General features: G+C 41.3%; 22 protein-coding genes. 10 read left to right on the top strand and 12 right to left on the bottom strand.

The genetic code is table 11. The annotated features are described in order from the left end of the window. The first annotated feature begins 52 nt into the window (after nucleotides 1–52). Nucleotides 53–706 carry a carbonate dehydratase gene (can, locus tag PSE69_RS00350; protein ID WP_004922593.1) on the top strand — a complete coding sequence of 218 codons (654 nt, stop codon included), beginning with the start codon at nucleotides 53–55 and terminating at the stop codon, nucleotides 704–706. Between the two features lie 82 nt (nucleotides 707–788). Here the strand turns inward: can and hpt are convergent, their stop codons facing one another. After that, nucleotides 789–1,325 carry a hypoxanthine phosphoribosyltransferase gene (hpt, locus tag PSE69_RS00345; RefSeq protein WP_014656584.1) on the bottom strand — a complete coding sequence of 179 codons (537 nt, stop codon included), beginning with the start codon at nucleotides 1,323–1,325 and terminating at the stop codon, nucleotides 789–791. Nucleotides 1,326–1,687: 362 nt separating this feature from the next. After that, nucleotides 1,688–3,313: a multicopper oxidase CueO gene (gene cueO / locus PSE69_RS00340; RefSeq protein ID WP_121875256.1), complete on the bottom strand. Its 1,626-nt coding sequence runs from the start codon at nucleotides 3,311–3,313 to the stop codon at nucleotides 1,688–1,690. A 247-nt stretch (nucleotides 3,314–3,560) separates the two neighbouring features. Here cueO and PSE69_RS00335 point away from each other — a divergent pair, with 247 nt between their 5' ends. Next, nucleotides 3,561–3,908 (top strand): YacC family pilotin-like protein, encoded by a 348-nt coding sequence (locus tag PSE69_RS00335; protein WP_004922605.1) that lies wholly within the window; start codon nucleotides 3,561–3,563, stop codon nucleotides 3,906–3,908. A gap of 37 nt (nucleotides 3,909–3,945) precedes the next feature. On the opposite strand, the gene PSE69_RS00330 is transcribed toward PSE69_RS00335, so the two are convergent. Further along, nucleotides 3,946–5,001 (bottom strand): AbrB family transcriptional regulator, encoded by a 1,056-nt coding sequence (locus PSE69_RS00330; RefSeq protein ID WP_121875255.1) that lies wholly within the window; start codon nucleotides 4,999–5,001, stop codon nucleotides 3,946–3,948. Between the two features lie 149 nt (nucleotides 5,002–5,150). Here PSE69_RS00330 and PSE69_RS00325 point away from each other — a divergent pair, with 149 nt between their 5' ends. After that, nucleotides 5,151–5,561: a GNAT family N-acetyltransferase gene (locus tag PSE69_RS00325; RefSeq protein WP_121875254.1), complete on the top strand. Its 411-nt coding sequence runs from the start codon at nucleotides 5,151–5,153 to the stop codon at nucleotides 5,559–5,561. Between the two features lie 55 nt (nucleotides 5,562–5,616). Here PSE69_RS00325 and PSE69_RS00320 read toward each other — a convergent pair whose 3' ends face one another. After that, nucleotides 5,617–6,249 (bottom strand): TetR/AcrR family transcriptional regulator, encoded by a 633-nt coding sequence (locus tag PSE69_RS00320; protein WP_040132348.1) that lies wholly within the window; start codon nucleotides 6,247–6,249, stop codon nucleotides 5,617–5,619. A 310-nt stretch (nucleotides 6,250–6,559) separates the two neighbouring features. On the opposite strand from PSE69_RS00320, the gene PSE69_RS00315 reads away from it, so the two are divergent. Together PSE69_RS00315 and PSE69_RS00310 are read left to right on the top strand one after the other, a co-directional pair. Further along, entirely contained in the window at nucleotides 6,560–7,783 is a 1,224-nt protein-coding gene (locus PSE69_RS00315) for a Tm-1-like ATP-binding domain-containing protein (protein ID WP_014656588.1), read from the top strand. A gap of 10 nt (nucleotides 7,784–7,793) precedes the next feature. Beyond that, complete coding sequence (locus PSE69_RS00310) at nucleotides 7,794–8,621, top strand: phosphoenolpyruvate hydrolase family protein (RefSeq protein ID WP_004922623.1); 828 nt, start codon at nucleotides 7,794–7,796, stop codon at nucleotides 8,619–8,621. Between the two features lie 384 nt (nucleotides 8,622–9,005). Here PSE69_RS00310 and PSE69_RS00305 read toward each other — a convergent pair whose 3' ends face one another. Then, nucleotides 9,006–9,902 (bottom strand): diaminopimelate dehydrogenase, encoded by an 897-nt coding sequence (locus tag PSE69_RS00305; protein WP_014656589.1) that lies wholly within the window; start codon nucleotides 9,900–9,902, stop codon nucleotides 9,006–9,008. A gap of 216 nt (nucleotides 9,903–10,118) precedes the next feature. On the opposite strand from PSE69_RS00305, the gene PSE69_RS00300 reads away from it, so the two are divergent. The 3 genes from PSE69_RS00300 (at nucleotide 10,119) to PSE69_RS00290 (ending at nucleotide 14,143) form a co-directional block, all read left to right on the top strand. Continuing rightward, nucleotides 10,119–11,471: an MATE family efflux transporter gene (locus PSE69_RS00300; RefSeq protein WP_004922637.1), complete on the top strand. Its 1,353-nt coding sequence runs from the start codon at nucleotides 10,119–10,121 to the stop codon at nucleotides 11,469–11,471. A gap of 200 nt (nucleotides 11,472–11,671) precedes the next feature. Beyond that, entirely contained in the window at nucleotides 11,672–12,991 is a 1,320-nt protein-coding gene (locus PSE69_RS00295; RefSeq protein WP_004922642.1) for an L-cysteine desulfidase family protein, read from the top strand. A gap of 780 nt (nucleotides 12,992–13,771) precedes the next feature. Continuing rightward, the gene (locus PSE69_RS00290) at nucleotides 13,772–14,143 is read left to right on the top strand and encodes a helix-turn-helix domain-containing protein (protein ID WP_004922647.1); all 372 of its coding nucleotides are present in this window, start codon (nucleotides 13,772–13,774) and stop codon (nucleotides 14,141–14,143) included. Nucleotides 14,144–14,813: 670 nt separating this feature from the next. Here the strand turns inward: PSE69_RS00290 and yjiA are convergent. The 4 genes from yjiA to PSE69_RS00270 form a co-directional block, all read right to left on the bottom strand. Next, nucleotides 14,814–15,788 (bottom strand): GTPase, encoded by a 975-nt coding sequence (gene yjiA / locus PSE69_RS00285; protein WP_014656591.1) that lies wholly within the window; start codon nucleotides 15,786–15,788, stop codon nucleotides 14,814–14,816. Nucleotides 15,789–15,811: 23 nt separating this feature from the next. After that, a complete protein-coding gene (locus PSE69_RS00280) occupies nucleotides 15,812–16,015 on the bottom strand; it encodes a YbdD/YjiX family protein (protein WP_004922653.1) in 204 nt (67 codons plus the stop codon). Nucleotides 16,016–16,085: 70 nt separating this feature from the next. Beyond that, entirely contained in the window at nucleotides 16,086–18,239 is a 2,154-nt protein-coding gene (locus tag PSE69_RS00275) for a carbon starvation CstA family protein (RefSeq protein ID WP_004922657.1), read from the bottom strand. Between the two features lie 382 nt (nucleotides 18,240–18,621). Then, complete coding sequence (locus tag PSE69_RS00270) at nucleotides 18,622–19,098, bottom strand: WG repeat-containing protein (protein WP_014656592.1); 477 nt, start codon at nucleotides 19,096–19,098, stop codon at nucleotides 18,622–18,624. A 353-nt stretch (nucleotides 19,099–19,451) separates the two neighbouring features. Between PSE69_RS00270 and PSE69_RS00265 the strand changes: the two genes are divergently transcribed. Beyond that, nucleotides 19,452–21,059 (top strand): GMC family oxidoreductase, encoded by a 1,608-nt coding sequence (locus PSE69_RS00265; protein WP_004922664.1) that lies wholly within the window; start codon nucleotides 19,452–19,454, stop codon nucleotides 21,057–21,059. 45 nt (nucleotides 21,060–21,104) lie between these two features. Here the strand turns inward: PSE69_RS00265 and purT are convergent, their stop codons facing one another. The 3 genes from purT to PSE69_RS00250 form a co-directional block, all read right to left on the bottom strand. After that, nucleotides 21,105–22,283 (bottom strand): formate-dependent phosphoribosylglycinamide formyltransferase, encoded by a 1,179-nt coding sequence (purT, locus tag PSE69_RS00260; protein ID WP_121875079.1) that lies wholly within the window; start codon nucleotides 22,281–22,283, stop codon nucleotides 21,105–21,107. Nucleotides 22,284–22,401: 118 nt separating this feature from the next. Continuing rightward, nucleotides 22,402–23,319 (bottom strand): EamA family transporter RarD, encoded by a 918-nt coding sequence (rarD, locus tag PSE69_RS00255; protein ID WP_121875078.1) that lies wholly within the window; start codon nucleotides 23,317–23,319, stop codon nucleotides 22,402–22,404. A 112-nt stretch (nucleotides 23,320–23,431) separates the two neighbouring features. Then, nucleotides 23,432–24,376, bottom strand: a complete 945-nt coding sequence (locus tag PSE69_RS00250; RefSeq protein WP_036941345.1) for an aminoimidazole riboside kinase — start codon at nucleotides 24,374–24,376, stop codon at nucleotides 23,432–23,434. Between the two features lie 231 nt (nucleotides 24,377–24,607). Between PSE69_RS00250 and PSE69_RS00245 the strand changes: the two genes are divergently transcribed. Next, nucleotides 24,608–26,062: a glycoside hydrolase family 32 protein gene (locus PSE69_RS00245; RefSeq protein WP_121875077.1), complete on the top strand. Its 1,455-nt coding sequence runs from the start codon at nucleotides 24,608–24,610 to the stop codon at nucleotides 26,060–26,062. Nucleotides 26,063–26,069 lie beyond the last annotated feature (7 nt).

The following is a 26,069-nucleotide window of genomic DNA, read 5'->3' as shown; positions in this document are numbered from 1 at the left end:
ATAAATGCTGTATAAGATTTTAACGTAAAGTAACACAACTAGGCTATACGTCATGATGAGAAAAATTGAAGAGCTGTTTGCTAACAACGAAGCATGGTCAGCTTCCGTAAAAGAAAAAGATCCTGAATTTTTTAAAGAACTATCCAAAGCTCAGAAACCGAGGTTCTTATGGATAGGTTGTTCAGACAGCCGAGTACCTGCCGAAAAATTAATCAATGCTGCACCAGGCGATCTCTTCGTTCACCGTAATGTTGCAAACTTAGTTATCCATACCGACCTAAACTGTTTGTCGGTTATCCAATATGCTGTTGATGTCCTTCAGGTTGAGCATATTATCATCTGCGGCCACTATGGATGTGGTGGTATTGAGGCTGCGGTTGACAATACTGAACTTGGCTTAATCAATAACTGGTTACTGCATATTCGTGATATTTGGTACAGACACAGCTCAATGTTAGGTGAATTAAAACCTTGCGAACGCTTAAATCGCTTATGTGAATTAAATGTCGTTGAGCAAGTTTACAACCTAGGTCACTCAACCATTATGCAATCAGCGTGGAAACGTGGGCAAAAAGTGATGATCCATGGTTGGGTTTACGGTATCAACAATGGTCGTCTACATGACTTGCATATTACCGCAGATAGCCGTGAAAGATTAGAGCTTTGCTACCGTGAAGCAATTGCTAAATTGACCAATAAAAAATAATTTTTATTTATCGCGATAAACGAATAAAAGGCCGTTCCATGGAACGGCCCTTCTTTTAACTAACGCATCGAATATTATTCACTTACTCTTCAATCAGCGTGACATGACCAATATAAGGTAAATGACGATATTGTTGTGCATAATCGATACCATACCCAACAACAAATTTGTCTTCGATTGAATATCCAATCCACTCGACAGGTACTTCAACCTCACGGCGTGATGGCTTATCAAGCAGAGTACAGATTGCCACGGATTTAGGACCGCGCAATTCAAAGATCTCACGAACCTTATTTAAGGTATTCCCTGAATCAATGATATCTTCAACAATCAACACATGCTTATCGCGAATGTCTTCATCTAAGTCTTTGACTATTTTAACATCGCGACTTGAGTTCATTGCGTTACCGTAGCTTGAAACGGTCATAAAATCGACTTCGTGTGGGACTTCAATCTTACGGCATAAGTCAGCCATAAAAATAAATGAACCTTTTAATAAACCTACTAAGACCAGCTCGCCATCAATATTTTTATAATGTGCGCTAATTTTTTCAGCTAGTTCACTGACTCGCTGGCTGAGCTCTTCTTCAGAGATCATCACTTCTAGTGTATGTTTCAATTTCCCACTACCTATCTGTTTTGAATACTAAAATTCACATTTCTATGATAAGACGCAAAACGCTTTTAAGCCGCGACCAACAGCAACATTAGAAATATGAGAACAAAATTTGGAAGGAGTATAACAGAACTCACCATTTGTCGTAAAAGAGGATCCGATAACTTGTTATAAATTTTATAACTCATCTTTCACAATTTCAGGCAATATGGCCTTTTTATGATGAGAAAACGAATAAAATCAATAGCAATAGATATGAATAAAAGATGTCATCCTTGACTTTTTCACTTCAGTATTAGGGCGTAATGAGGGCATAGCAGCATGGCTCATTAACGACCTAATACACAAGGCTAAGTGATATCACCTCAACTCACTGTGAAGCCCATCATCATGCCAGTATCTTCGTGCTCTAAGAGATGGCAATGCGCCATATAAGGATGCGCCTTGGTGGCAGGATGTTTAAATTCTACCAGCACCTCACTGACTTGGCCTTCAACTTTAACAATGTCTTTCCAACCTTGTCGATGAGGCTCCACAACCTTGCCATTCTCTTTTAGTATGCGAAAGCGCGTTCCATGAACATGGAATGGGTGAAGCATCATATCGCCACGACCGGAAATAACCCATATTTCTTGGCGATTCATAGGGGCATCAAAGGCGGCTTCCGTCATCGAAAATGCCCGACCATTAATTGTATTGGCATTATGGATATCAAGTTCACCAGAGCCAGTTCCGCAGTGGCCTCCGCCATTACGCATACCGCCCATATTACCATGCCCCATCATGCCCATACCGCCATTTTCACCATTCGACATCATATGGCCTTGCATCATGCCACCATGTCCGCCCATATGACCCATCGCTTGCTCACCATAGCGCTCACGTAACATCATCATCCCTTGCATATCCAAGCGCATATCCATCATTAAATGAAAACGACGACGCGTTAATCCAGCCAATGAAGGGAGGGCGGGCAACGTCGCGAGCTGTTCAGACAATTTCCCCGCACCAGTACCCATTGTGGTTTCAATATGTAACACAGGTAAGGGTTGATTAAATGGCGCGATTGTCATGCCCATTTGATTAACAGGCAGTGTCAGCAAGTCAAAAGAGCGGCCATCCCTCGCATCAATCAGCACTTCAAACCTTTCCCCCATCAGGATAGGTAATTCGGTCACAGCAATAGGCTCAGCGAGCAATCCACCATCACTTGCTACAACATACATTTTACGTCCATCACTGGTTGAGATGTTCAAGCTACGTGCATTACAACCATTAAGTAGCCTTAAACGCAACCAGCCTTTTGGTGCCACATGTTTCGGAAATACCGCACCATTGGTTAACATCAAATCCCCAAACCAACCCACGGCCGCACTCATCACATCCAATTGGTAGTCGATTTGCCCATCATCTTTAAGTCGCTTATCCTGTAAAATCACAGGGATATCATCAACACCCCATTGGCTTGGTAACCCATGTTTGTCGCTTTGCTCATCTTTAATAATCACAAGGCCCGCAAGCCCCATTGCGACTTGATAACCTGTTTTGCCATGAGTATGAGGATGGAACCAGCAGGTCGCCTCTGGTTGGTCGATGGTGAAATTGACTTGGCGACTAGCGCCCGGTTTGATGATCGCTTGTGGCCCACCATCCTGCTCCCCTGAAATTTCAAGGCCATGCCAGTGAACGGTTGTATCTTCTGGTAATTGGTTAGCAATATGAATATTTACGCTCTGACCTTTTTTCAGGCTCAAAGCTGGGCCGAGTAAGTCTCCATTATATCCCCACGTTGTCGTTTTTTTACCGGGAACAAATTGGGAAGCACCTTGTTTGATTGCTAATTGGATATTACCTTGGGCATCAGGCTCTAGCAGTGGAGGGATTGCCAGTGTTGGGTAATTTTCGGCTGCCACAGCGATACGGCTCCAAATCGGTAGTGCACTAGCCGCATAAGTGATAGCGCTCAACTTAATGAAATCGCGACGTAACATTGATAACCTTCCTTTTATTTATCAAATTAATAAACGAATTCAAACTATCTGGCTCCGTGGGTGATTACCGTTTAGGGCCAAAATATGGTTTAATGTCCAAAAATGATAAAGCTTCCCCTTACAGGAAGGTCAAGGAAACCATGTACTTATTAAGGGTATATTACACAGTTTTAAGAAAAATATACTTGACTAACAATTCTATTGTTATGTTAACGTTACTTGACATAAAAAACAGATAGAATACTGAATGCGCAAATTTACTGTAATTTTTTACATCATAACTCTGTTAGGAATAACCCATTCTGCCAGAGCATTGACCCCCAACGAAGCTGAAGATCTTGCTGATCTCACAGCGGTCTTTATCTACTTAAAATATGATTGTGGCTACACCCAAATCCCTGATAGAGAAATTGAACGAGCTATCGTTTACTTTGCTCGCAGCAATAAGTGGGATTTAGGGGATTACGATTCACACCAAATGACTGTTTTGAACAAAGAGAGCTACAATGACCTAAAAGGGATCCCGCTCCCACAAGAATTTAAATGCCAATCTCTTGCGCGTGATTCATTAGGCTTATTTGCTTATGTAAAATAAACATCTCCCCTTATCGAGGGGAGTCAACGCTCACTGATCAGCCAATATCGCTATTACGCTTTTTTTTCGTCCGCTTTTCTTGCCAGAACATAGCAATGGAAGGAATACTTTGAATAATCACCATCCTAATGATGTGATTTGACATAACAAATCCAGCATCCAGCTTCATTGTGATTGCAGCAAACGTCATCGCTTCCATGCTTCCCGGTGCCCAAGCCAGCAACAATACCGAAATCGGATAGCCAGTCACCCATGCAGCAAACAGTGTGATCAATAAGGTTAGGAAAATATTAATAATGACCACTTGAGCCGATGAATAGATATTTTTGATCAATGACGACAGTGGAAAAACAATAAAGTGGTTACCAATATTCATCCCAATCAAAACCATACTGAGTTCAGTGATCATCACCGGAAAATGGATTTGCACATCTAGCCAGCCTTGGATCAGCGTCGCAGCACCTAATGATGTCAGCATAAATGGAGCAGGAACATGTATCCGCTGCAATACCAAGCCTAATCCTAACCCCGTTAATACAATGAGCGTTAACCAGAAGGTTGCTTCTAACGTCAAAGATGGCAGTACAATTAACGGCTGGGGATCCCCATTGCTACCTACCACGATCCCAGCTAACAAAATTAAAATGATGAGGCGGATCGTATGAGAAATGACAATTTTTTGTGGCGGGGTATGGGTATGATCTGTTAATGCTAATATGGCCGCCATGGCTCCCGGAACAGAGCCCAGCATCGCTTCTTGTTTTGTCCACCCGACTTTGCGATGAAACCAAAAGTAACTGAATGAAAATTGGACGGCTAAACAGACGACCAACATCAAAAGGAGTAGAAATAGATTTTCCACTTGCCCCAATGAGACTTGATTAAACATCAGCCCCACAGACGTTCCTAATGATATTTGGACAAATGTGAGCGTATATTTTGGAATGGCAAATTGAATTTTGAAGCGATTAAACACAATGACAGCAATGATTGGACCAAACATTAATGCGAGAGGTACGCCAAGATAAGTGAGGGTGCCACCAATTAAGGCACAAATAGCAATGCCTAAGCCCATCTTCAATAATCTTATCATCGCAAAATCCTATCACTGCGAGAGCAGTTAGCGTGCCTATATTATCTGTAATAGTCTTAATAGTATCCTCTTAATACTTTAAATTCATTAAATTATTAGATAGTAAATAACCGTATAAATCATCATTACCTTGAGAGATAAGCAAAATTATGACAATACGTATCACAACATCCCCGTCTGAATCTGAAATTGCTCGTATTCATCAATCATTAATTAACTATAATTTGCAATTTTTCAGTGAAGATATTCATTCCCCATTAGCCGTATTTTATGAACAAGAAGGGGAAATATTAGGCGGAATAACAGGCTCAACACTCGGAAATTGGCTACGAATTAACTACTTTTGGCTCGAAGAGTCACTGAGAAAGCAAGGCATTGGATCACAATTAATACAAGCCATGGAGAACAAAGCGAAAGAGTTGGGGGCCAAATATGCACAAGTCGATACATTCAGTTTCCAAGCAAAACCTTTTTATGAAAAACAAGGTTATCAGGTGATCTCAACACTGATTGAGTACCCGATTAAGCATGAAAGGTATTATTTTATGAAAGCGTTATAAATCTATATATCAGGAACGATAGGTACTCCCCCTACCGTTCTTTTAGTGCGATATATCAGCACTCTTGGGCATTTTTATCCGCAGTGGCTTGGTTAATAATTGCTTTCGCCATCCACTGTGCGATTTCAATGACCTCAGCATCATCTTGTTTCCAAATATCTTTGAGTACTAAAAAGATTTCAGAACCATAAATGACTGAAAATGCTTTGATCACCTTATCAATAATTTCTTGAGGGTACTCATCTTTCATTGGAGCGGTCACCATCGTTAAAATGTCTTTACGGTTCCCCCTTTCAAGACGCTTTTCTTTAGGGTCTTGCGCCAGTGATCGCCCCTGTGCCCATTGTTGCAATGAAACTTGCAATGCCGCCCTCAATGCGCCTTCATGCTCAAACATCCGAGGTAAGGCAAATGATAATAACTCATCAATACGCTCTTCAGTTTTTTGGCTACGTGGTTGCCATGTTAAAATTGGCCCCAAGCTCGCATTAACGGTGGCAGCGATCAGATCACTTTGCGTCGGAAAGTAGCGATACGCGGTAGCCCTTGACACTCCCGCTTCAGCGGCAAGCTCAGAGACTGACGGCATACTCCCTTTTTCAAAAAGCGCTAATGCTGTATTAACGAGTAAAATGTAAGTCCGTTTTCTTGTGCCTTTATATTCATGATTAGAATGTGTTAATGACATCGTCTCCCTCCCCTTAAAAACATTTCGCTACGATAAAATAGTGAATGGTTACTCATCATGACACTTTGCCATAATGACAGCTACCGATTCTTAAAGCACCTTGTATTTTTATCGTTCGCTTTAAAAAAAATTAAAACACAAAAAATTCAAATATGCCTTATTTATCAAGCCATAAAAGAAACCAATATCTAAAAATTATTGAACAACCTCAAAATGAGACTACAGTCTCATTTTACATTCAACCAAAATGATACTATAGTCTCATTCAGATGAGAAATTAAACATCTTCCTAACCTGTAAGGATTTTCCTATGAAACAACATCAGGGATACATCTACATAGCAACAACATTAGATACTAAAAGCGATGAATTGTTCTATGTCTGCGATTTGATCAAAGAGACGGGTTTATCTGTACGCACTGTAGATTTAACTACGCAACCAACACAATTAAAAAGAGATGCAGATGTTAGTGCACAGACGGTTGCCAGTTTCCACCCAGCAGGTGTTGAAGCCGTTTTTTGTGGTGATAGAGGAAGAGCGATTGAGGCAATGTCATTGGCTTTTAGCCTTTACCTCAATGCACAAACCGATGTAGCGGCTATTTTAGGCTTAGGTGGCTCCGGCGGTACCGCGTTAATTACCCCCGCGATGCAGGCACTTCCCGTTGGTATTCCAAAGCTCATGGTTTCCACCATGGCATCAGGAGATACTTCTGGATATGTCGGTGCAAGTGATATTTCGATGATGTACTCCGTCACCGATGTCTCGGGTCTAAATGTGATTTCTCGTAAAGTGCTAAAAAATGCCGCCAACCAAATTGCTGGTTCAATCTATTTTAACCGTGAAGATAAAGTAGACGATGTATCAAAACCAGCCATTGCATTAACGATGTTTGGGGTAACCACCCCCTGTGTTCAACAGCTCACTGAGCAACTTGAATCACAGTATGACTGCTTGGTTTTTCACGCAACAGGCAGTGGCGGTAAAGCGATGGAAAAATTAATCGATAGCCATTTACTGCACTCTGTATTGGATATCACCACCACAGAAGTGTGTGACCACCTCTTTGGCGGCGTCTTAGCTTGTGACGACGATCGATTTGGTGCGATAGCACGAACACAGACCCCTTGTGTTCTGTCTTGTGGGGCATTGGATATGGTTAATTTTGGACGCCCATCAACGGTGCCCGACCATTATCGCCATCGATTATTTTACAACCATAACGCGCAAGTAACATTGATGCGCACAACGAAAGAAGAAAACCAGCAGATGGGCCGCTGGATAGCAAACAAACTGAACCGCTGCGAAGGTGAAGTGCGTTTTATTATCCCAACGGCAGGCTTCTCAGCATTGGATATTGAAGGCGCTCAATTTTGGGATCCAGAAGCCGATCAAGCCTTCATTGATGCATTAACTGAAAATCTTATAACAACAGAAAAACGCAAACTTATTTTGAGTCCATATCACATCAACTCACTGGAGTTTTGTGAACAAGTGATTCAATTACACCAGGACATTTTGAACAACAAATAGAGGTTCATCAATGAAACATAATCGCGAAAGCTTGCTGAAAAAATTCAAAGAGATGATCGCGCGAGGCGAGCCAATTATTGGCGGTGGTGCCGGTACAGGCCTTTCTGCGAAATGTGAAGAAGCAGGCGGCATTGACTTAATTGTCATTTATAACTCTGGCCGCTACCGGATGGCGGGTCGTGGTTCACTCGCGGGCCTACTTGCTTATGGTAATGCTAATGAAATCGTTATGGATATGGCTAAAGAGGTTTTACCAGTTGTAAAACATACGCCTGTACTTGCCGGTGTTAATGGCACAGATCCATTCTGCCAATTTGATCATTTTCTTGATGAAATAAAAGCCAAAGGTTTTGCGGGTGTGCAAAACTTCCCGACCGTAGGTTTAATCGATGGTAACTTCAGAGCTAACCTCGAAGAGACTGGAATGGGCTATGGTTTAGAAGTGGATATGATCCGCCTAGCCCATGAGAAAGGCTTATTAACTACCCCTTATGTTTTCAGCCGTGAAGATGCTATTGCAATGACCGAAGCGGGTGCAGATATTATCGTGCCTCATATGGGGTTAACCACGGGGGGCAATATTGGTGCAGAGACAGCATTAACACTTAAAGATTGTGTGCCATTAATCAATGACTGGGCTAAAGCCGCAAAATCAGTACGCGATGATGTTATCGTTCTGTGCCATGGTGGCCCAATTGCGACCCCAGAAGATGCGGAATATATTTTAGCGAACTGCCCAGACTGCCACGGTTTCTATGGTGCAAGCTCCATGGAGCGCCTACCAACGGAGGTCGCTCTCACTGCAACAACCGAAAAATTTAAATCAATTAAACGTTAGTACTTTAATACTCAATGAAAGTTGTCAATGGTAATCATAAACCGCTAATAATAATGCAACTTTAATATCACGAGTATTTATGGCTTTGCCAACACCAGGGCACCTACTTCACCGTAGGTGCTTTTCTTTTTACAGCCTGCCAGAATTGATTCTCTTAGCTATCCGTTTGTCTTTGTTGCGTTCAAGGAAAAACAAAGCGTTCGCTGCGCCATCATAAAAATAGCCCGATCACCTAAAATAAAACTCAGATTATCACTCTGCGCGACATGGCGATATTGCGGGGGAAATAAGCGGTAAACCAACGTTAATGGTTTATCTAAAAAGACTAAATAGGTCAAACGGAGTTGGCATGAGTGTAGCAAAAACAATCATGCCATCCAGTGATTACACTAACTTAGCAATCAAGCTATCGAGATCACCTTGCAAGAAATGCACTGGTGGGATTTCAATCACGGTATATGCTCCGGCAGATTGTTTCATCGTCGCTCTTGCCGCAGAAACCATAAATTGCGATGTCAGTGCAGGGTTGTTAATTCGCATTGAGTACTCAAATAATTGATTATGCGTTGCTCCAGAAACCCCTTTATGCGTCATATGGACACCATGGCCAACATCTTTCAGCGCGTCCACACTATCAACTTGGCGAATATGGGTCTCATCGGATGAGAAATAGCTATCGGCTTTAATCGCGTTAGCAACGTCTGCAAAGTTTGCGCCCGCATCAAGCTCAATATAGACCATACGGCGGTGAACGCCAGTACCCAACGGAATCGTTACCGATAGTGCGTCTTTAACGCCATCAATAGCTTTAGCTGCAACACTGTGCCCCATACTCATTCCTGGGCCAAAGTTAGTGTAGGTGACCCCTTTCGGCGCCATTGCCAACATGAGTGTACGCATAATTGAATCAGAGCCCGGATCCCAACCCGCGGAAACAACGGCAACGCTTTTATGCTCTTTCGCAACGTTATCTAACCGTTTTTTTAGTGCCACAATATCGGAGTGCACATCGAAACTATCGACGGTATTGATCCCCTGACTTAAAACTTTCTCAGCTAAATCACCAATCGCCCGTGTGGGTGAGCATAAAAGCGCCACATCAACTTTGCCTAATTTTTCAATATCATCGACAACGGTGTACCCCGCTAATTCTGCTGGGATATTCTGTACATTACGGCGTACCACACCGACAAGTTCAAAATCATCCGCTGCCAATACCGCTTCGAGTGCATAACGGCCAATATTTCCGTATCCCACTATTGCGGCTTTAATTTTTGTCATTGTGACTCCTTTACTGTTCTGATGTTGTCTTTTTATATTGATATCATAACTATCAATCAGGAATAAATTAGCAGAATCATCATTATTAAACAAAAGATTAACTTTTCCTTAAATAAGCACCTATAGACTCTATTAACTCAACATAAATACGGGTAAAATCTGCCTGCTTTTCCTTTATCCATATGAATTTTATTTTAATTATTTTGAAGGTTCTCAATGCATCAATCCGATGTCACTGAGAGATCACTCTTTTCTCTCAGTTGGCCAATATTTATTGATATTTTTCTTCATTTGGCCACATTACTTATCAATACCTATATGGTGAGCCATGTTTCAACCGCCTACCTTGCGGCAATGGGCGTGGGGAATCAGGTATTTGATCTTTTTATTACCATATTTAACTTTATTAGTGTGGGATGTAGCGTTGTCATCGCCCAATATTTAGGGGCTGGACGCCGTGAAAAGGCCAGCCAAGCTATTCATATTTCTATCGCTTTTAACTTTCTACTCGGTTTTTCCAGTGCTCTTATCGCGCTGTTTTTTGGATATAAAATCCTCAGTATCATGAATACGCCATCCCATCTAATGGAAGATGGTTATGCTTACTTGCATATTCTTGGTATTTGTCTAATCCCCGAAGCCATCTCCATCATTCTTGCTGCTTGCTTGCGTGTGTACGGCAAAGCTCAACCCGCTATGTGGGTAACGCTCATTGCTAACGTGATCACTGTTGTTGGTAATATGATTGTGCTATATGGCTTTTTTGGTCTGCCGCAATATGGCCTTGAAGGGGTAGCATGGTCGACGGTAGTGGGCCGTATTGTCGCCGTTATCTTGCTGTTCTGTCTGTTATTCTATGGATTAAGGATCAAGTTTACGCCACAGCTGCTGGTTCGCTGGTCACGTACAATGCTAGGTAAAATACTGCATATAGGCTTGCCATCTGCGGGTGAAAATTTAGTGTGGATCCTCCATTTTATGACCGCATCTGCGTTTATCGGTTTAATGGGAGAAACCTCTCTTGCCGCGCAAACACTCTATTTCCAACTCTCACTCTTTATCATGCTGTTTGGTATCTCTATCAGTATTGGTAATGAAATTATGGTGGGACACCTTGTTGGCGCTAAGCGTTTTGAAGAGGCTTACCGTCGTGGAATAAAAAGCTTAAAAATGGGCTTTTATGTCACGATTGGCGTGGTATTTTTCTTTTGGTTATTCCGTTCCCCTATCCTTAACAATTTAACGGATGACCAAAATATTATTCATGTGTTATTACCGCTGTTTCTACTCTCTGTTTTTTTAGAGCCGGGGCGTACTATCAATATCGTCATGGTTAACGCTCTTAGGGCTTCAGGAGATGCTCGCTTCCCACTTTGCACCGCCATTATTTTTATGTGGGGAGTCGCCATTCCACTCGGTTATTTCTTAGGAATAAAAATGGAAATGGGCTTATTAGGCATTTGGATTGGCTTTTTTGCCGATGAATGGTTACGTGGTTTAACTAACGCATGGCGTTGGCGTTCTCGTCGATGGCAAAGTAAGAGACTTGATCTCGAAAGTGAGTCTTAAAACCAATATTATCCTGCCTATCGCTTAGGCAGGATTTTTTGTGATTAAGCTCAAACTTGAAATTTATTTTTTACTATTCGCATCTTTATAGAAAAAATTTCTCTCAAACAATTTTATCTTCTCTAACATAGTGAAAATTTTCTCCCAATAATTCTTTAAAATATCCTTATTAAACAGGTGTTCTTTAGGGGGAATTCATTATGCAAGTTCAAGCTCAGCCACTTCTTTGGCAGTATTTTATCCATGCAGTAAAACAAGAAGTCAAACCTGCTTTAGGTTGTACTGAGCCAATCTCTTTAGCCTTAGCAGCAGCAAAAGCCGCTGCTTGCGTTGGTGGTACGGTCACTCGTGTCACCGCATTCGTTTCCCCTAACTTAATGAAAAATGGCATGGGAGTGACCGTACCGGGAACGGGCATGGTGGGTCTCCCAATTGCAGCGGCATTAGGTGCTGTTGGAGGGGATGCCGACGCTGGGCTAGAGGTATTAAAGTCAGCCTCAACGAGTGCCATTGAACGCAGTAAAAATATGTTGGCGCAGGGCCTTATTACTGTCGATATTAAGCATCCCTGTGATGATGTGATCTATTCAGAGGCAACGGTATTTACAGATAAAGGCTCAGCAACTGTCGTTATCGCGGGAACTCATACGCATGTCGTAAAAATGATCCATAACGATACTGTTATTTTTGATAGCACCCAACAAACGCAACAAAATGAATCCCCTGTGGATTGTGCTGCCGACGTGACACTTCCCCCTGTCACGGCCAAAGCTGTTTATCAATTTGCAACACAAGCGCCATTTGAAGATATCCGCTTTATTTTAGAAGCCGCACATTTAAATGATGCCCTGTCTCAGGAAGGGCTACGCCATGTTTATGGTCTGCATATTGGTAAAACGTTGCAATCTCAGCGAGATAGAGGCTTGCTGTCGAAAGATCTCATGTCAGAAATTATGATCAGAACATCGGCAGCTTCAGATGCACGTATGGGTGGAGCCGTATTACCCGCAATGAGTAATTCCGGCTCAGGTAACCAAGGTATAGCGGCGACAATGCCTGTTGTTGTCACTGCTGACTACTTACAATCAACAGAAGAGCAGTTAGCTCGCGCCTTAATGTTGTCACACTTAATGGCAATCTATATCCATAATCAACTGCCCGCCTTATCTGCGCTGTGTGCTGCAACAACAGCCGCAATGGGAGCTGCGGCGGGGATCGCTTGGTTGCTAGAATCACGTTATGAGGTTGTCGCAATGGCAATTAGCAGTATGATTGGCGATGTCAGTGGTATGATATGCGATGGTGCATCAAACAGTTGTGCGATGAAGGTTTCAACCAGCGCTAGCGCCGCCTATAAAGCCGTGTTAATGGCTCTCGACAACAGTTGTGTAAGAGGCTCTGATGGCATCGTGTCCGACGATGTAGACCAATCCATAGCTAACTTATGCGCTTTAGCTACCGGCTCTATGAGGCACACCGATGTTCAAATTATTGAAATAATGGCTGCAAAAGCGCGCTAACATAATCAAAATTCAAGAAAAACAGGCCACTAATTATTCGTGGCCTGTTTTTTTTATGGCATCTAAAAATATTAAAAAAACAGATAAAAACAGTAGAAAATAACTAAGATAATTCTTACAATAATACTTAAATATGGGTTTGTAGATAATTTAGCTCAATAGAGGTCGAGCATAGTGCTGTTACTCAATAAAATGTAGATGTTAACCAAATAATCGGTAATTTTTATTTAAACTTGGCATGTATGCAGTTGAGCGTTATTTAATATATTACAATCATTATTATTTCTTATTTATATGGCAAAAAACCAGAAACCTATAACTTATTGATAGTAATAATTTTTGATTTATTCATATTCATATTTTTTTATACTTTATTAATACTTTCTAACAATTCCCCGTTAAACATTTCTTTTTGTAACATGTTTATATAACAACTATTAATTGTTAATAATCTTAGTTGTTTATCTCGAATTGACACATAAAAACCAGGGTTATAAGCATATAATACTCAGTTATTGGTGCTCAAAAAGTATCAATAACCATTTATCGCATTGATTTTATTAGATTTATATTAATAGAACCATTACTCCATTTATGGGTTTTACTCGTATAATAAATAAATTCAGACTATCGGATATTTGATCTAAAAAAAAATAAGATTTATATTTGTTTTAGAAATAAGAATAAGCTCACATAAAAACATAACTTAAATAAGCAATACGTTTTAGCATATTGCTTGTTGGCTATAATTTATTAACTTTATCTACACAGAGGTTTTTAATGGAAAGTGAAGAATTGAGTATCGATAGTTTTTTTTCATCTATTTCATTAGCTATTGGTCGAACGTTGAAACGACTAAGGCAAAATCAAGGTTTAACTGGTGCCGATTTTGGTCGTTTAGTCAATCTTAGCCAACAGCAAATATCACGCTATGAGTGTGGCATTAATCATATTAATGTCAGCATGCTATTACTATTATTAGAAAAACTCGATATTACCGTTGGGGAATTTAATACTTTACTTATCGAAGAAATTAATTTAACCCCGATCAAAAATCACGTTGATTTAGATAGGATATTAAATGTTTGCAAAAATAATGGTGAGAAAACTGATCATTATGTAACTTCAAAATCTTCATTATTATTTGGCTAAATCGCATTTAATAAACTTTCAATCTCCTTTTTTCTCAGTCCCTTGCAGTCAAGGTGCCGCTGTTAGGATAGACACGTAAGTTAGCCCTGTTTGGCACCCTAGTGTATTTGCTAGTAAAAGTGGGTTAAAAAATCTTGTTATTATTGGTTATATCAGTGGAGTAAGTCGTGTTTATTTCAACAGAACCAAGGCCGAACTAATAAAATGGCCAATAAAAACAACGATACTAAATTTAGTATCATTGATGGTGAACGTTATATCGCGATAGTATCACTAAAAGTATAATAGCAAATTAACTTATCACGCTGGTTTTTCGTTTTTCTATCAACACAAGCCAATGGATCATTTAATTACTGATTCTTTATACTAATTCATAATAGAATAAAAATGAGTAAGATCGATAATTTATAACCATTATTTTCGATTAGAGCACACTTTTACCCTTCCAAACCTAAAATTCCCCTTAAAATAAAGAATAAGTTTCCTTTTGAAATTATTAAAATTTAGTTTTGATATTTTTGTACCGTTCCTATGAGACAAGAAATTTAACCCATTTAATCTTGGTTAAGTTAATATCGGAACCAATGAAAAGCTATGATGTTAAGTTAAGATTCGTATGTTTATTATCGCCCCCTTCCCTTAGCAGTCAGGAAAGGGGTTATCGATATGTTTATAGCTCTTCATTATTCGTCTGGAGTTGTGCGAATTTTTGGCGTATTTCATTTTCTGGTAAATTAATCCCAATAAACACCAAAACACTGTGACGCGGCTCATTCTCTGCCCAATCGCTATCCCAATCAGCACTATATAAGCGTTGAACCCCTTGGAATAGTAGCCTTTTCGGCTCGTTTTTGATTGATAAAATCCCTTTATAACGCAATAAATTATCCGCAAATCCTAGCAGTAGAGACTCCATAACATCAGAGACCGCCATTAACTCAACAGGGTAATCAAATTCAACAACGATAGAATTCACTTCATTGTGCTGTTTAGGGGTAAAGCGGAAAGTGGGTTGATTCACTTTCAGTTGTGAATCGAGTAAAAAACCTTGAATATTAAACAGTAAATCGAGGTCAATCTCACCATGGGTCACGGGATAGATGGGTGCCCGTGCATTGATGCGCTGTAAGCGTTCAATTAAGCTTTCATGCTCAGGCTGAACATCCGTTTTCGTTAATAAGATCCGATCAGCATAGCCAATTTGTGCCTGCGCTATCGCAAAATCATCAAGTTGCTTATTTGCATGAACCGCATCCACCAATGTAATAATGCCATCCAATAAATAACGTTCACAAAGCACTTCATGAGAAAAAAAAGTTTGAGTGATAGGACCGGGATCTGCCATTCCTGTGCACTCAATCACTAAGCGATCAAAGTCGAGTTTCCCACTATCTAACCCATCAAGTAAATCGAGCAAAGCATTTTCCAACTCATTGGAGCGGCTACAACAAATACAGCCATTACTCAATGTCGTTATTTGTGTCGCACGATCACCAATTAAGGCATTATCAATTGGCACTTCACCAAATTCATTTTCGATGACTGCGATTTTATGCCCATGATCTGCTTGAAGAATATGGCGTAGTAAGGTGGTTTTGCCCGCACCGAGAAAACCGGTCAAAATCGTGACAGAGATTGGTTTCATTGTATTCCTCATGACGTCATTAATTAACAGCAGCGAAATCCACCTTTACCGCTTCCACCATAGCGCGCATCTTGGCGCTCACGAAAAAACTCTTTATAAGTCATAATCGGCTTGTCTGGATGATTATCTTTCATGTGCTGTACATAGGTATCATAGTCAGGAATGCCTATCAACATACGTGCAGCCTGCCCTAAGTACTTACCTGTTTTGCCTAAATTTCCAAACATATGCTCTCCAATACAGATGCCCTACATCATGTTTACTCACAATGCAGGGCACCATTTTATACACTAAAGATTAGTGTGAAGATGAGGTTTTCACGCCCTCTTTAGGCACCGGTACATAAGGTGTTTCAGCATCGGTACGCTCTGGGTTTTTATACGCCTTCATCGCTGTTCTGATACCATAGAAAATAATACCGTAGACAACAACTAGGAATAAGATACTTAACCCTGCGTTTGTGTAGTTATTGATAATAATGTGATTCATGTCAGTGATTTGCTGAGCCGTTAAGTCAGCACCACCCGCCGCAATTTTCTCTTTATAAGACTTAGCTAAATAGAGGAAACCTTCGAGTTGAGGGTTATCACTAAACAGTTTCAAACCTAATGCCCAAGTTGTACAAATCAATAACCAAACCGCTGGTAACACAGTGACATAGATATATTTACTGCGTTTCATCTTAATTAAGACTACGGTGCTGAGCACCAAGGCAACTGCCGCCAGCATCTGGTTCGAAATACCAAACAGAGGCCATAGGCTCTTCACGCCGCCCAATGGGTCAACCACGCCTTGGTACAATAAATATCCCCATAAACCAACGCATCCGGCTGTACCAATAATCCCAGCCAACAGTGAATCGGTTTTTTTCAGCACAGGTACAAAGTTACCCAATAAGTCTTGTAACATAAAACGACCTGAGCGCGTTCCTGCATCCAATGCAGTTAAGATAAACAGTGCTTCGAATAGGATACCAAAGTGATACCAGAAGCCCATATCAGCAGCAGGTATGATTTCATGGAATACATACGCGATGCCTACCGCTAACGTCGGTGCTCCCCCTGCACGGTTCAATACGGAAGGCTCTCCGATATCTTTTGCCGTTTGCATAATTTGCTCAGGTGAAATCACAAAGCCCCATGAACTGACGGTTGCCGCAGCATGTGCCGTGACATCTTTCAGTTGTGCTAGGATTGCCGCACCGTCAGCACCACCAAGCTCATGCAGATTCGGCATAGTGATACCTAAAGCGGCTGGTGGAGTATTCATCGCAAAATAGAGGCCAGGTTCAATAATTGAAGCTGCAACTAGCGCCATGATCGCGACAAACGATTCCATTAACATCGCACCATAGCCGATATAGCGAGCATCTTTTTCGTTAGCCAACAACTTAGGCGTTGTCCCTGACGAAATTAAGGCATGGAAACCCGATACGGCACCACAAGCAATCGTAATAAATAAGAATGGGAACAGCGTGCCTTTCCAAACTGGGCCACTGCCATCAACGAACTGAGTGACCGCTGGCATTTTTAGCTCAGGATTTAAAATCACAATCCCAATCGCTAAACCGACAATCACACCGATTTTTAAGAAGGTAGCGAGATAGTCGCGAGGCGCCAGAATCAGCCAAACAGGTAATAATGCAGAGATAAACGCATAACCAACTAAAACATAAGTAATTGTAGTGTCTTTAAAGGTCAGTGCAGGACCCCAATATGGGTCATGAGCGATAACACCACCGAACCAAATCGACAAGATCAGTAACACAATACCAATGACCGAAACTTCCCCCACTCGTCCGGGTCGGATATAGCGCATATAGATTCCCATAAACAGCGCAATCGGTACTGTTGAACATACCGTAAACACGCCCCATGGACTTTCTGCTAGTGCCTTAACCACGATCAACGCTAATACTGCAAGGATAATGATCATGATGAGGAAACAGCCGAAAAGCGCAATGGTTCCTGGAATAGGGCCAAGCTCTTCTTTGACGATTTCCCCTAATGATGCACCATTACGGCGAGAAGAGATAAATAGCACCATAAAGTCCTGTACTGCACCAGCCAGTACCACCCCAGCCAATAACCATAAGGTGCCTGGTAAGTAACCGACTTGTGCTGCTAAGACAGGCCCTACAAGTGGCCCAGCACCTGCGATTGCAGCAAAGTGGTGACCGAATAGAACGTTTCTATTTGTAGGAACATAGTTCAAGCCATCATTATTAATGACCGCGGGTGTCGCTCGCGTCTCATCGAGCTTCATCACTTTTTTCGCGATATACAAACTGTAATAACGATAAGCGATGAGATAAACCGCCACAGAAGCCACAACAATCCACAGCGCACTGATGTGTTCTCCGCGTCTAAGTGCAACCACACCTAGACAAATCGCACCGATAATCCCAAGGATCATCCAAGGAATGTGCTTTAAAATACCATTTTTGTTCATAAAACACCCTTCTGAGGTAAAACGAACTTCTCTTATGTTTTATTGACTTATCAATAACAAATCGATTCAAAGAACCGTTCTTTATCATTACTAAGTCTCTTTTTGGCAGTCGTTATCACCGTGCAATAAGAAAAAATTTGAGCTCTGCCATGGTCTCTATGGTAGAAAATATCTATTGGCGAATGTCTAAAGTCAGTGCGAGCGGTTGCATACAAAATTAAGCGGTCAGTTTTTCACTGCGAATGGTTTTATCGAAATGGCAAAGACGAAAAAAGTGTGATTAACTTAACAATAACAGTTGATTATCAATAAGTTAATCATATTAATGGAAATGGTATAAATGAAATGGTTTGTTAAATAAAACTCGAATAGTCGTAAAATCTCACGATGCAGGATGAGCGGTTATCCTATTTCCTTGCAGATCAATCCATACCCAATGGCCACCAACCCACCAGCTATGCTCACCATCCGTTTCCCGTTGGCAACCTATTCCTACATGTGCTTTCCCATTCTCAAAAGGGTAGGCGCAATCATAGTTTGCTTCAATCACGACCTTGCCTGTTTTTGCCTCAGCAAAACCAATTTTGTCACCTTGGCGGATACGATAAAGCCCATTTTTAGGCTCATCAGGCCAATTATCAAAATAATAAGGTCGATAGGCTTCATTGCCCTGTTGGTCGACCACAACTATTCCTTGATTAGGGAGATTTTTTAAACAAAAGCGATATGCAGAGTCGGCTTCAAAGCAATTTAATGTTTTTTCTGGTGCTTCTATCAATTGTGCAAATTGCTCATGTAGTGAATCAGCAAATAACATGCTCGGTAATACGCATAACAGCCCAATCAAACCTTGCTTCATCTTCGACTTCCTCACCCCAATCAGTTGTATTAATGCAATATAGCGGATGCCACTAATATTCAAACTAAGAATACAGCGAAAATCAGCAAATACTCTAATAAAAAACAATCAGTTAATTAGCTCATTTACTTATTAATAATAAGAAAACCCCAAAAAACCTTAATAAATTAGATTTTTTTATCCTTTAAAAACAATAGAATACTAAAACACCGAGAAAAAAACACACAACTTTCATTTTGATACTCTTCACATAAACAACACATTATTCACACCTTAATAAGATAAAGAGTTATTGTTAATAACATGAAAATAAATTGTTATAGCAACGCTACTTTGATCAGGGGAATAACTGTATGAATAATGAAAACTATGATTACATCATTGTAGGAGCAGGTTCGGCTGGCTGCGTGCTTGCCGCACGGCTTATTAAAGAAACCCAGTCACGCGTTCTTTTGATTGAAGCCGGAGGAAGTGATAATCATCTGTATATTCGTATGCCAGCTGGGGTAGCTAAAATTATTGCCCAAAAAAGCTGGCCCTACGAAACGGAACCTGAACCACATGCAAATAATCGCAAGATGCAGATAGCACAAGGTAAAGTTCTCGGAGGCAGCAGTTCTGTGAATGGCATGATTTATATTCGAGGCCAAAAACAGGATTACGATAATTGGGCGCAAATCTATGGCTGTGATGGCTGGAGCTACCAAGATGTCCTACCTTGGTTTAAGAAAGCCGAACAAAATGAAAGTTTATCTGATAGCTATCATGGTACCGCAGGGCTGCTTCCTGTCAGTGAAAACCGTTATCGGCACCCTCTTTCTATGGCTTTTATCCGAGCCGCACAAGAGCAAGGGCTTCCTTATGTTAATGACCTTAATGGTGAAAGCCAACAAGGAGTCAGTTTTTATCAAACAACAACGAAAAATGGCGAAAGAGCAAGCACTTCAAAAACTTATCTTAAGAGTGTCGCACAAAGCGATAAACTTACAGTAAAGCTTAATAAACAAGTTAACCGTATTATTATCCGTGATGGTGTCGCTGTTGGGGTAAGCTATCAGGATAAAAATGGTGGTGAAGTCGATGTTTTCGCCCAAAAAGAGGTGATCATTTGTGCCGGCGCGATGGGCTCCGCGAAATTACTCATGCTCTCAGGTATCGGTCCTAAAGATCACCTCTCATCATTAGGGATTGAAACGGTCGCTGACCTTCCTGTCGGTAAAAACTTCCATGATCATCTTCATATGTCCATTAATGTCACAACCAAAGATCCTATTAGCCTCTTTGGCGCTGACAAAGGTATCCATGCTATAAAACATGGCTTTCAGTGGTTAGCTTTTCGTAGTGGATTATTAGCATCAAACGTACTTGAAGGTGCTGCATTTATTGATAGCTGTGGTCAAGGTCGCCCCGACGTACAAATTCACTTTTTACCCATACTTGATAGCTGGGATGATGTTCCCGGCGAGCCACTGCCCGCGACACATGGTTTCACATTAAAAGTGGGCTATTTACAACCTAAGTCGCGCGGTGAATTACTCTTGCGTAGCAAAGATCCACAAGCGCCACTAAAAATTCATGCCAACTATTTAGCCGCACCGGAAGATATGGAAGGCTGCAAACGTGCTGTCAAATTTGGGTTAAAAGTACTTGGGTCGGAGGCACTACAAGCGGTTAGTAAAGAGACATTAATGCCGCCAGCACAGGTTCAACATGATGAGGCAGCATTAGAGGAGTTTGTACGTAACTTTTGTAAAACCGTCTACCACCCTGTCGGCAGTTGTCGTATGGGAAAAGACACAGCAACTTCCGTGACCGATTTACGCTTACGTGTGCATGGCATTAAGCAACTTCGTGTCATTGATTGCTCTGTGATGCCAGAAATCCCAAGTGGTAACACCAACGCTCCAACAATCATGATTGCCGAGCGTGGCGCGGCAATGGTGATACAGGATAACCATTAACGCCAATGATCGCCCACTCACCCTAAGTGGGCGATCATGATACCATTACCCATTCACGGTTATGGTTGCCGCTGCCTTCTTCGCCTTATTTAACGCATGATCGATAGAATCTGCAATCGCCAAGGCAACACCTAAGCGGCGAGCTCCGGCAATTTCAGGTTTACCAAATAAGCGTAATTGAATATCCGAATCTAACGCTTGCCCTAACCCCGAAAAAACAACATCACGACTAGACAATTCAGGAAGGATCACCGCCGATGCACTTGGCCCATATTGACGGATTGCCCCGATAGGTAGCCCCAAGAAAGCACGCACATGAAGGGCAAATTCAGATAAGTTTTGTGAAATTAAGGTCACCATACCTGTATCATGAGGCCGAGGCGAAACTTCATTAAAAATGATCTCATCACCACATACAAATAGTTCCACACCAAATAAGCCATACCCACCTAATGCAGTCACAATTTTGGCAGCGGCCGCTTGTGCATTTTCCAATGCCTTTTCACTCATTTGTTGTGGTTGCCATGATTCTCGATAATCCCCTTTTTCTTGGCGGTGCCCAATAGGCGCACAAAAATGAATACCATCAACGGCATTAATGGTGAGCATCGTGATTTCAAAATCAAAATGGATCATTTTTTCAACGATCACACGCCCCTGACCAGTACGTCCACCTTCTTGCGAATAGTGCCATGCTGCTTTGAGATCCTGTTCGCCGCGCATAACACTTTGGCCTTTACCCGAAGAGCTCATTACTGGTTTGACTATACAAGGGAAGCCAATCTCTTTAGCTGCAGTCACAAAATCCGCTTCAGTCTCAACAAAACGATAATCTGAGGTCGGTAAGCCTAATTCTTCTGCCGCAAGCCGGCGGATCCCTTCACGATTCATGGTTAAATAAACCGCATTAGCAGAAGGCACCACTTTTTGCCCTTGTTGCTCCAATTCCACTAAGGTCTTGGTCGCAATCGCTTCAATTTCCGGCACGATAAAATCAGGTTTTTCTTTCTCAACAAGTTGGCGAATTGCCTCTCCATCTAGCATGTTAACGGTATAACTACGGTGAGCAACATGCATGGCGGGCGCATGGTCATAACGATCAACCGCAATAACTTCAATGCCCAAACGCTGGCACTCAATCGCCACTTCTTTCCCGAGCTCTCCTGAACCGAGCAGCATCACTTTTGTTGCAGAAGGACAAAGCGCTGTACCTAATTTATTCATGATGGATAACCTTGTATAAAAAAGCTGATTTCATGGACAAGATTATATACGCAATCGTTTGCTTAAACCATAAGAGATCGTATTTCACTTCATTTATCGCAATATTCGCTTAGCATTACTAACGCTTATCACGACCTGTTACATAAGGGACACGTTTGTGATATTCGTTGTAGCGCTTATGCAGCAAGGCAATAATACAGCACAGTAATCCTAACCAAATCAATGAGAAACTAACCCCTTTCACCCAATCAAATAGTTCATTAAATAAGAATACAGCTAATAAGAATTGGATCGTTGGTTCAATATATTGGGCAAGCCCTATTACGGTTAATGTTGTGCGTTTTATCGCCGCAGTGAAAAACAGTAATGGAATAATTGTCACCGGAGCCGCAAGCATATACAGCAGCTTGATTTGCCAATCCCCCGCCTCGACAGCACTCGTGCCATTAGCGGATAGCCACCATGTGATCCCAATGGCGACAGGCAATAGCCACATCGCCTCAACAAAAAGCGAAGTGATAACATCAAAACGAATAAATTTGCGGATCAAACCATAGACGGCAAAAGCACTTCCCATCACAAGGGCAAGTAGAGGCAATTCACCATACTGCCAGATTTGGAAACAGACACCGGAAAAAATCAGCAATACCGCCATTTTCTCGACTAAAACTAGCCGTTCATGTAAAAATACGACCCCAAGTAAAATAGAAAACAGTGGATTAATAAAATAACCTAGGCTGGCAGCAAGTACTTGCCCATGGGTTAATGCATAAGTGAATGCCCCCCATGATATCGCCATAATAGATGAACTAAACAAACATAAAATAATTGAGCGTTTATCTGCCCATACTTGTTGCCAAAGCGTTTTATTTTTAATCAGTAAGCGAATGGCTAATAAAAAGGGGATCGACCAAATTACACGTTGGGCAAGTAGCTCTAAAGGTTCAGCGCCGGGCAACAAACGGTAAAAAAGCGGTGTGATCCCCCATAAAATATAAGAAAAGATAGCCAATGCTACCCCTGCTCTCAGTAACATAATTAACCCAAAATTGATGTTTTCTTAAATAAAATTTCACTATAAATATCATACACTTTTATTTATCAATTTGAATTAATTAACATCACTATTCGCATCCGTAAAGCCCTTCTCAAAGTTCGCGAATATGTAATGGTGGTTGCTGGTGAATAAATGCCGTTAGCTCTTGCTGGGATGGCGCTGCACTGATTGCCCCTTTACGTGTTGTCGCTAATGCACCACAAGCTGTTGCTTGTGTAATGACTTTCATTAAATCGTCATCATTATCACTCACTCCAAATTGGGCGATGGCCGCAAGCAATCCAGCCATAAAAGCATCACCAGCCCCCGTCGTATCAACACTTTCGACACGATATGCGCTAATGCCGATTTGATGAGTATGGGTTAATACCAAGCAGCCCTTCGCTCCCTGAGTGACAACTTTCAAACGGGCAGGATAATTCTTGAGTTTCTCTATTGCCCTATCCAATGTCACCTCCTCAACAAGCCACAATAACTCATCTTCCGAGAGTTTCAGTATGTCTGCCTGATAAGCAAATTCATCGACCTTGGTATGCATTTCAATAGGATCCGACCACATTTGAGGTCGAATATTAATATCAAAACTGAGTAATCCCCCCGCTTGCTGAATTTTATCAATTGCTTCATTTAATGATGCGCGGCAAACTGGATGAACAAGCGCTAACGAACAAAAATGCAGTATATCTTTTTCAAAACGCGGTAAATTTTTGTTACTGAGAAATTGATCTGCCGAAGGTGAAACTAAAAAGGAAAACTCACGTTCACCGTTTTCATGTAAAGACACTAACACCGTACTCGTGCGATACCGCTCATCAAATTCCATCGCGCTAGTATCAACACCGATATCAAATAACGTCTTTTGCATAAAATGACCAAAAGCATCTTCGCCTACGCGCCCAATAAAACCACTTGGTATCCCTAATTTTGCAACACCAGCAGCGACATTCACAGGAGCCCCACCAGCACAGGCTTCATATTGCATACTGTGCAGAGGAATTAAATCAACGACCGCATCACCTAAAGACCAAACTTTCATATTCACCCCATTCGAAGATTGAATGACTCGACATACAATTATTACATTAACACAAATTAGTACTGGAAAACCTAGATTGTTAACGTTAACATTTAAAGCTTAGAGTATAAATAAAAGACAATATTAACGCACGTGTTATATCGCCTCATCCTATTTATGGATCAATGTGCATTACCTAATCTTTTTAACAATAAGCACTGATAAACAATCGGTACACGTAAAGGAGCTATGATGAAACAACGTATTGAACAAGCATCGATAGCGCTTGAAACAGCGAGACAATCTCTAAACAAGCAATTTTATCCTGAATATCATCTTGCCTCTTATGCGGGTTGGTTAAATGATCCAAATGGGCTTGTTTATCATAATGGTCTATACCATGCTTTTTACCAACATCATCCCTACAGTTCAGATTGGGGACCAATGCATTGGGGGCATGCTACGAGTCAAGATATGCTCCACTGGTCACATCAACCTATCGCCCTCGCACCGGGTAATGACTATGATCGCGACGGTTGTTTTTCAGGCTCTGCGGTCAGTCATCATGGAAAACTATACTTATTTTACACCGGTCATATTTGGTTATCCGATGAAGGGGATGACAGCGAGATCTATCAAGCACAGTGCCTTGCAGTGAGTGAAGATGGCATACATTTTGAGAAAAAAGGTGTCCTTATCCCTCCACCTGAAGGTTATATGCACTTCCGTGACCCAAAAGTTTGGTATCAAGATTCCCGTTGGTGGATGGTCGTTGGTGCAAGAGACCATTTAAATCAGGGGCAAATTCTCCTCTTTAGCACAGAGGATCTACTTAATTGGCCTAGTGAATACCAAGTTTTGGCTAAAACAGAAGATAAAAATGTTTATATGTGGGAATGCCCTGATTTTTTCCCTTTAGGCGAACAGTTTGTCACATTATTTTCCCCTCAAGGCAAAAAACCATCGGGTCATCAGTATCGAAACCGTTTCCAAAATGGCTATCTTGTGGGTCATTGGTCACCGCAACAGCCTTATGAAATAACTCACCATTTTACCGAAATCGATTTTGGTCATGACTTTTATGCGCCGCAAACTTTCTTATCTAAAGATGGACGGCGTATAGCGATTGCTTGGATGGATATGTGGGAAAGCCATATGCCATCAAAACCTCACGGTTGGTCAGGCTGCTTTACCATCCCAAGAGAGCTAACCTTGAACAACCAAGGTAAAATACAGGTAAACCCAATTAAAGAACTGGCATCGTTACGGCAAGAAGCTATTGAGATCACACCTTGTGTGTTAGAAAAAAATAGTGTGATTAAAATGTATGATGATGCCAAAGCCTGTGAAATTGAATTAATTTGGGATTTACAGAATAGCCCGGCTGAAAAATTCGGTTTTTGGATTGGCAATGGTGCTCAATTCTTCATTGATGGGCAGACACAAACCTTAATGCTCACCCGCTACTATCCAGAATATGTTATTAGTGATTACCGCTGTGCGCCGTTACCACAAACCCAGTATCTCAAAATACGTGCTTTTATTGATAAATCTAGCATTGAAGTTTTTATCAATGAGGGGGAAATGTGTTTTACCAGCCGAATTTATCCGCAAGAAGGGGAGCGAGTTTTAACTTTATTTGCCATAAACCAGAAAGCCAAATTAATAAAGGCGACATTATGGCCACTGCATAAAGCGGTCGAATAACCACTTT

Source organism: Providencia sp. PROV122 (assembly GCF_028482365.1).
Taxonomy (GTDB): domain Bacteria; phylum Pseudomonadota; class Gammaproteobacteria; order Enterobacterales; family Enterobacteriaceae; genus Providencia; species Providencia stuartii.
This window is presented reverse-complemented; position numbering and strand designations above follow the sequence as displayed.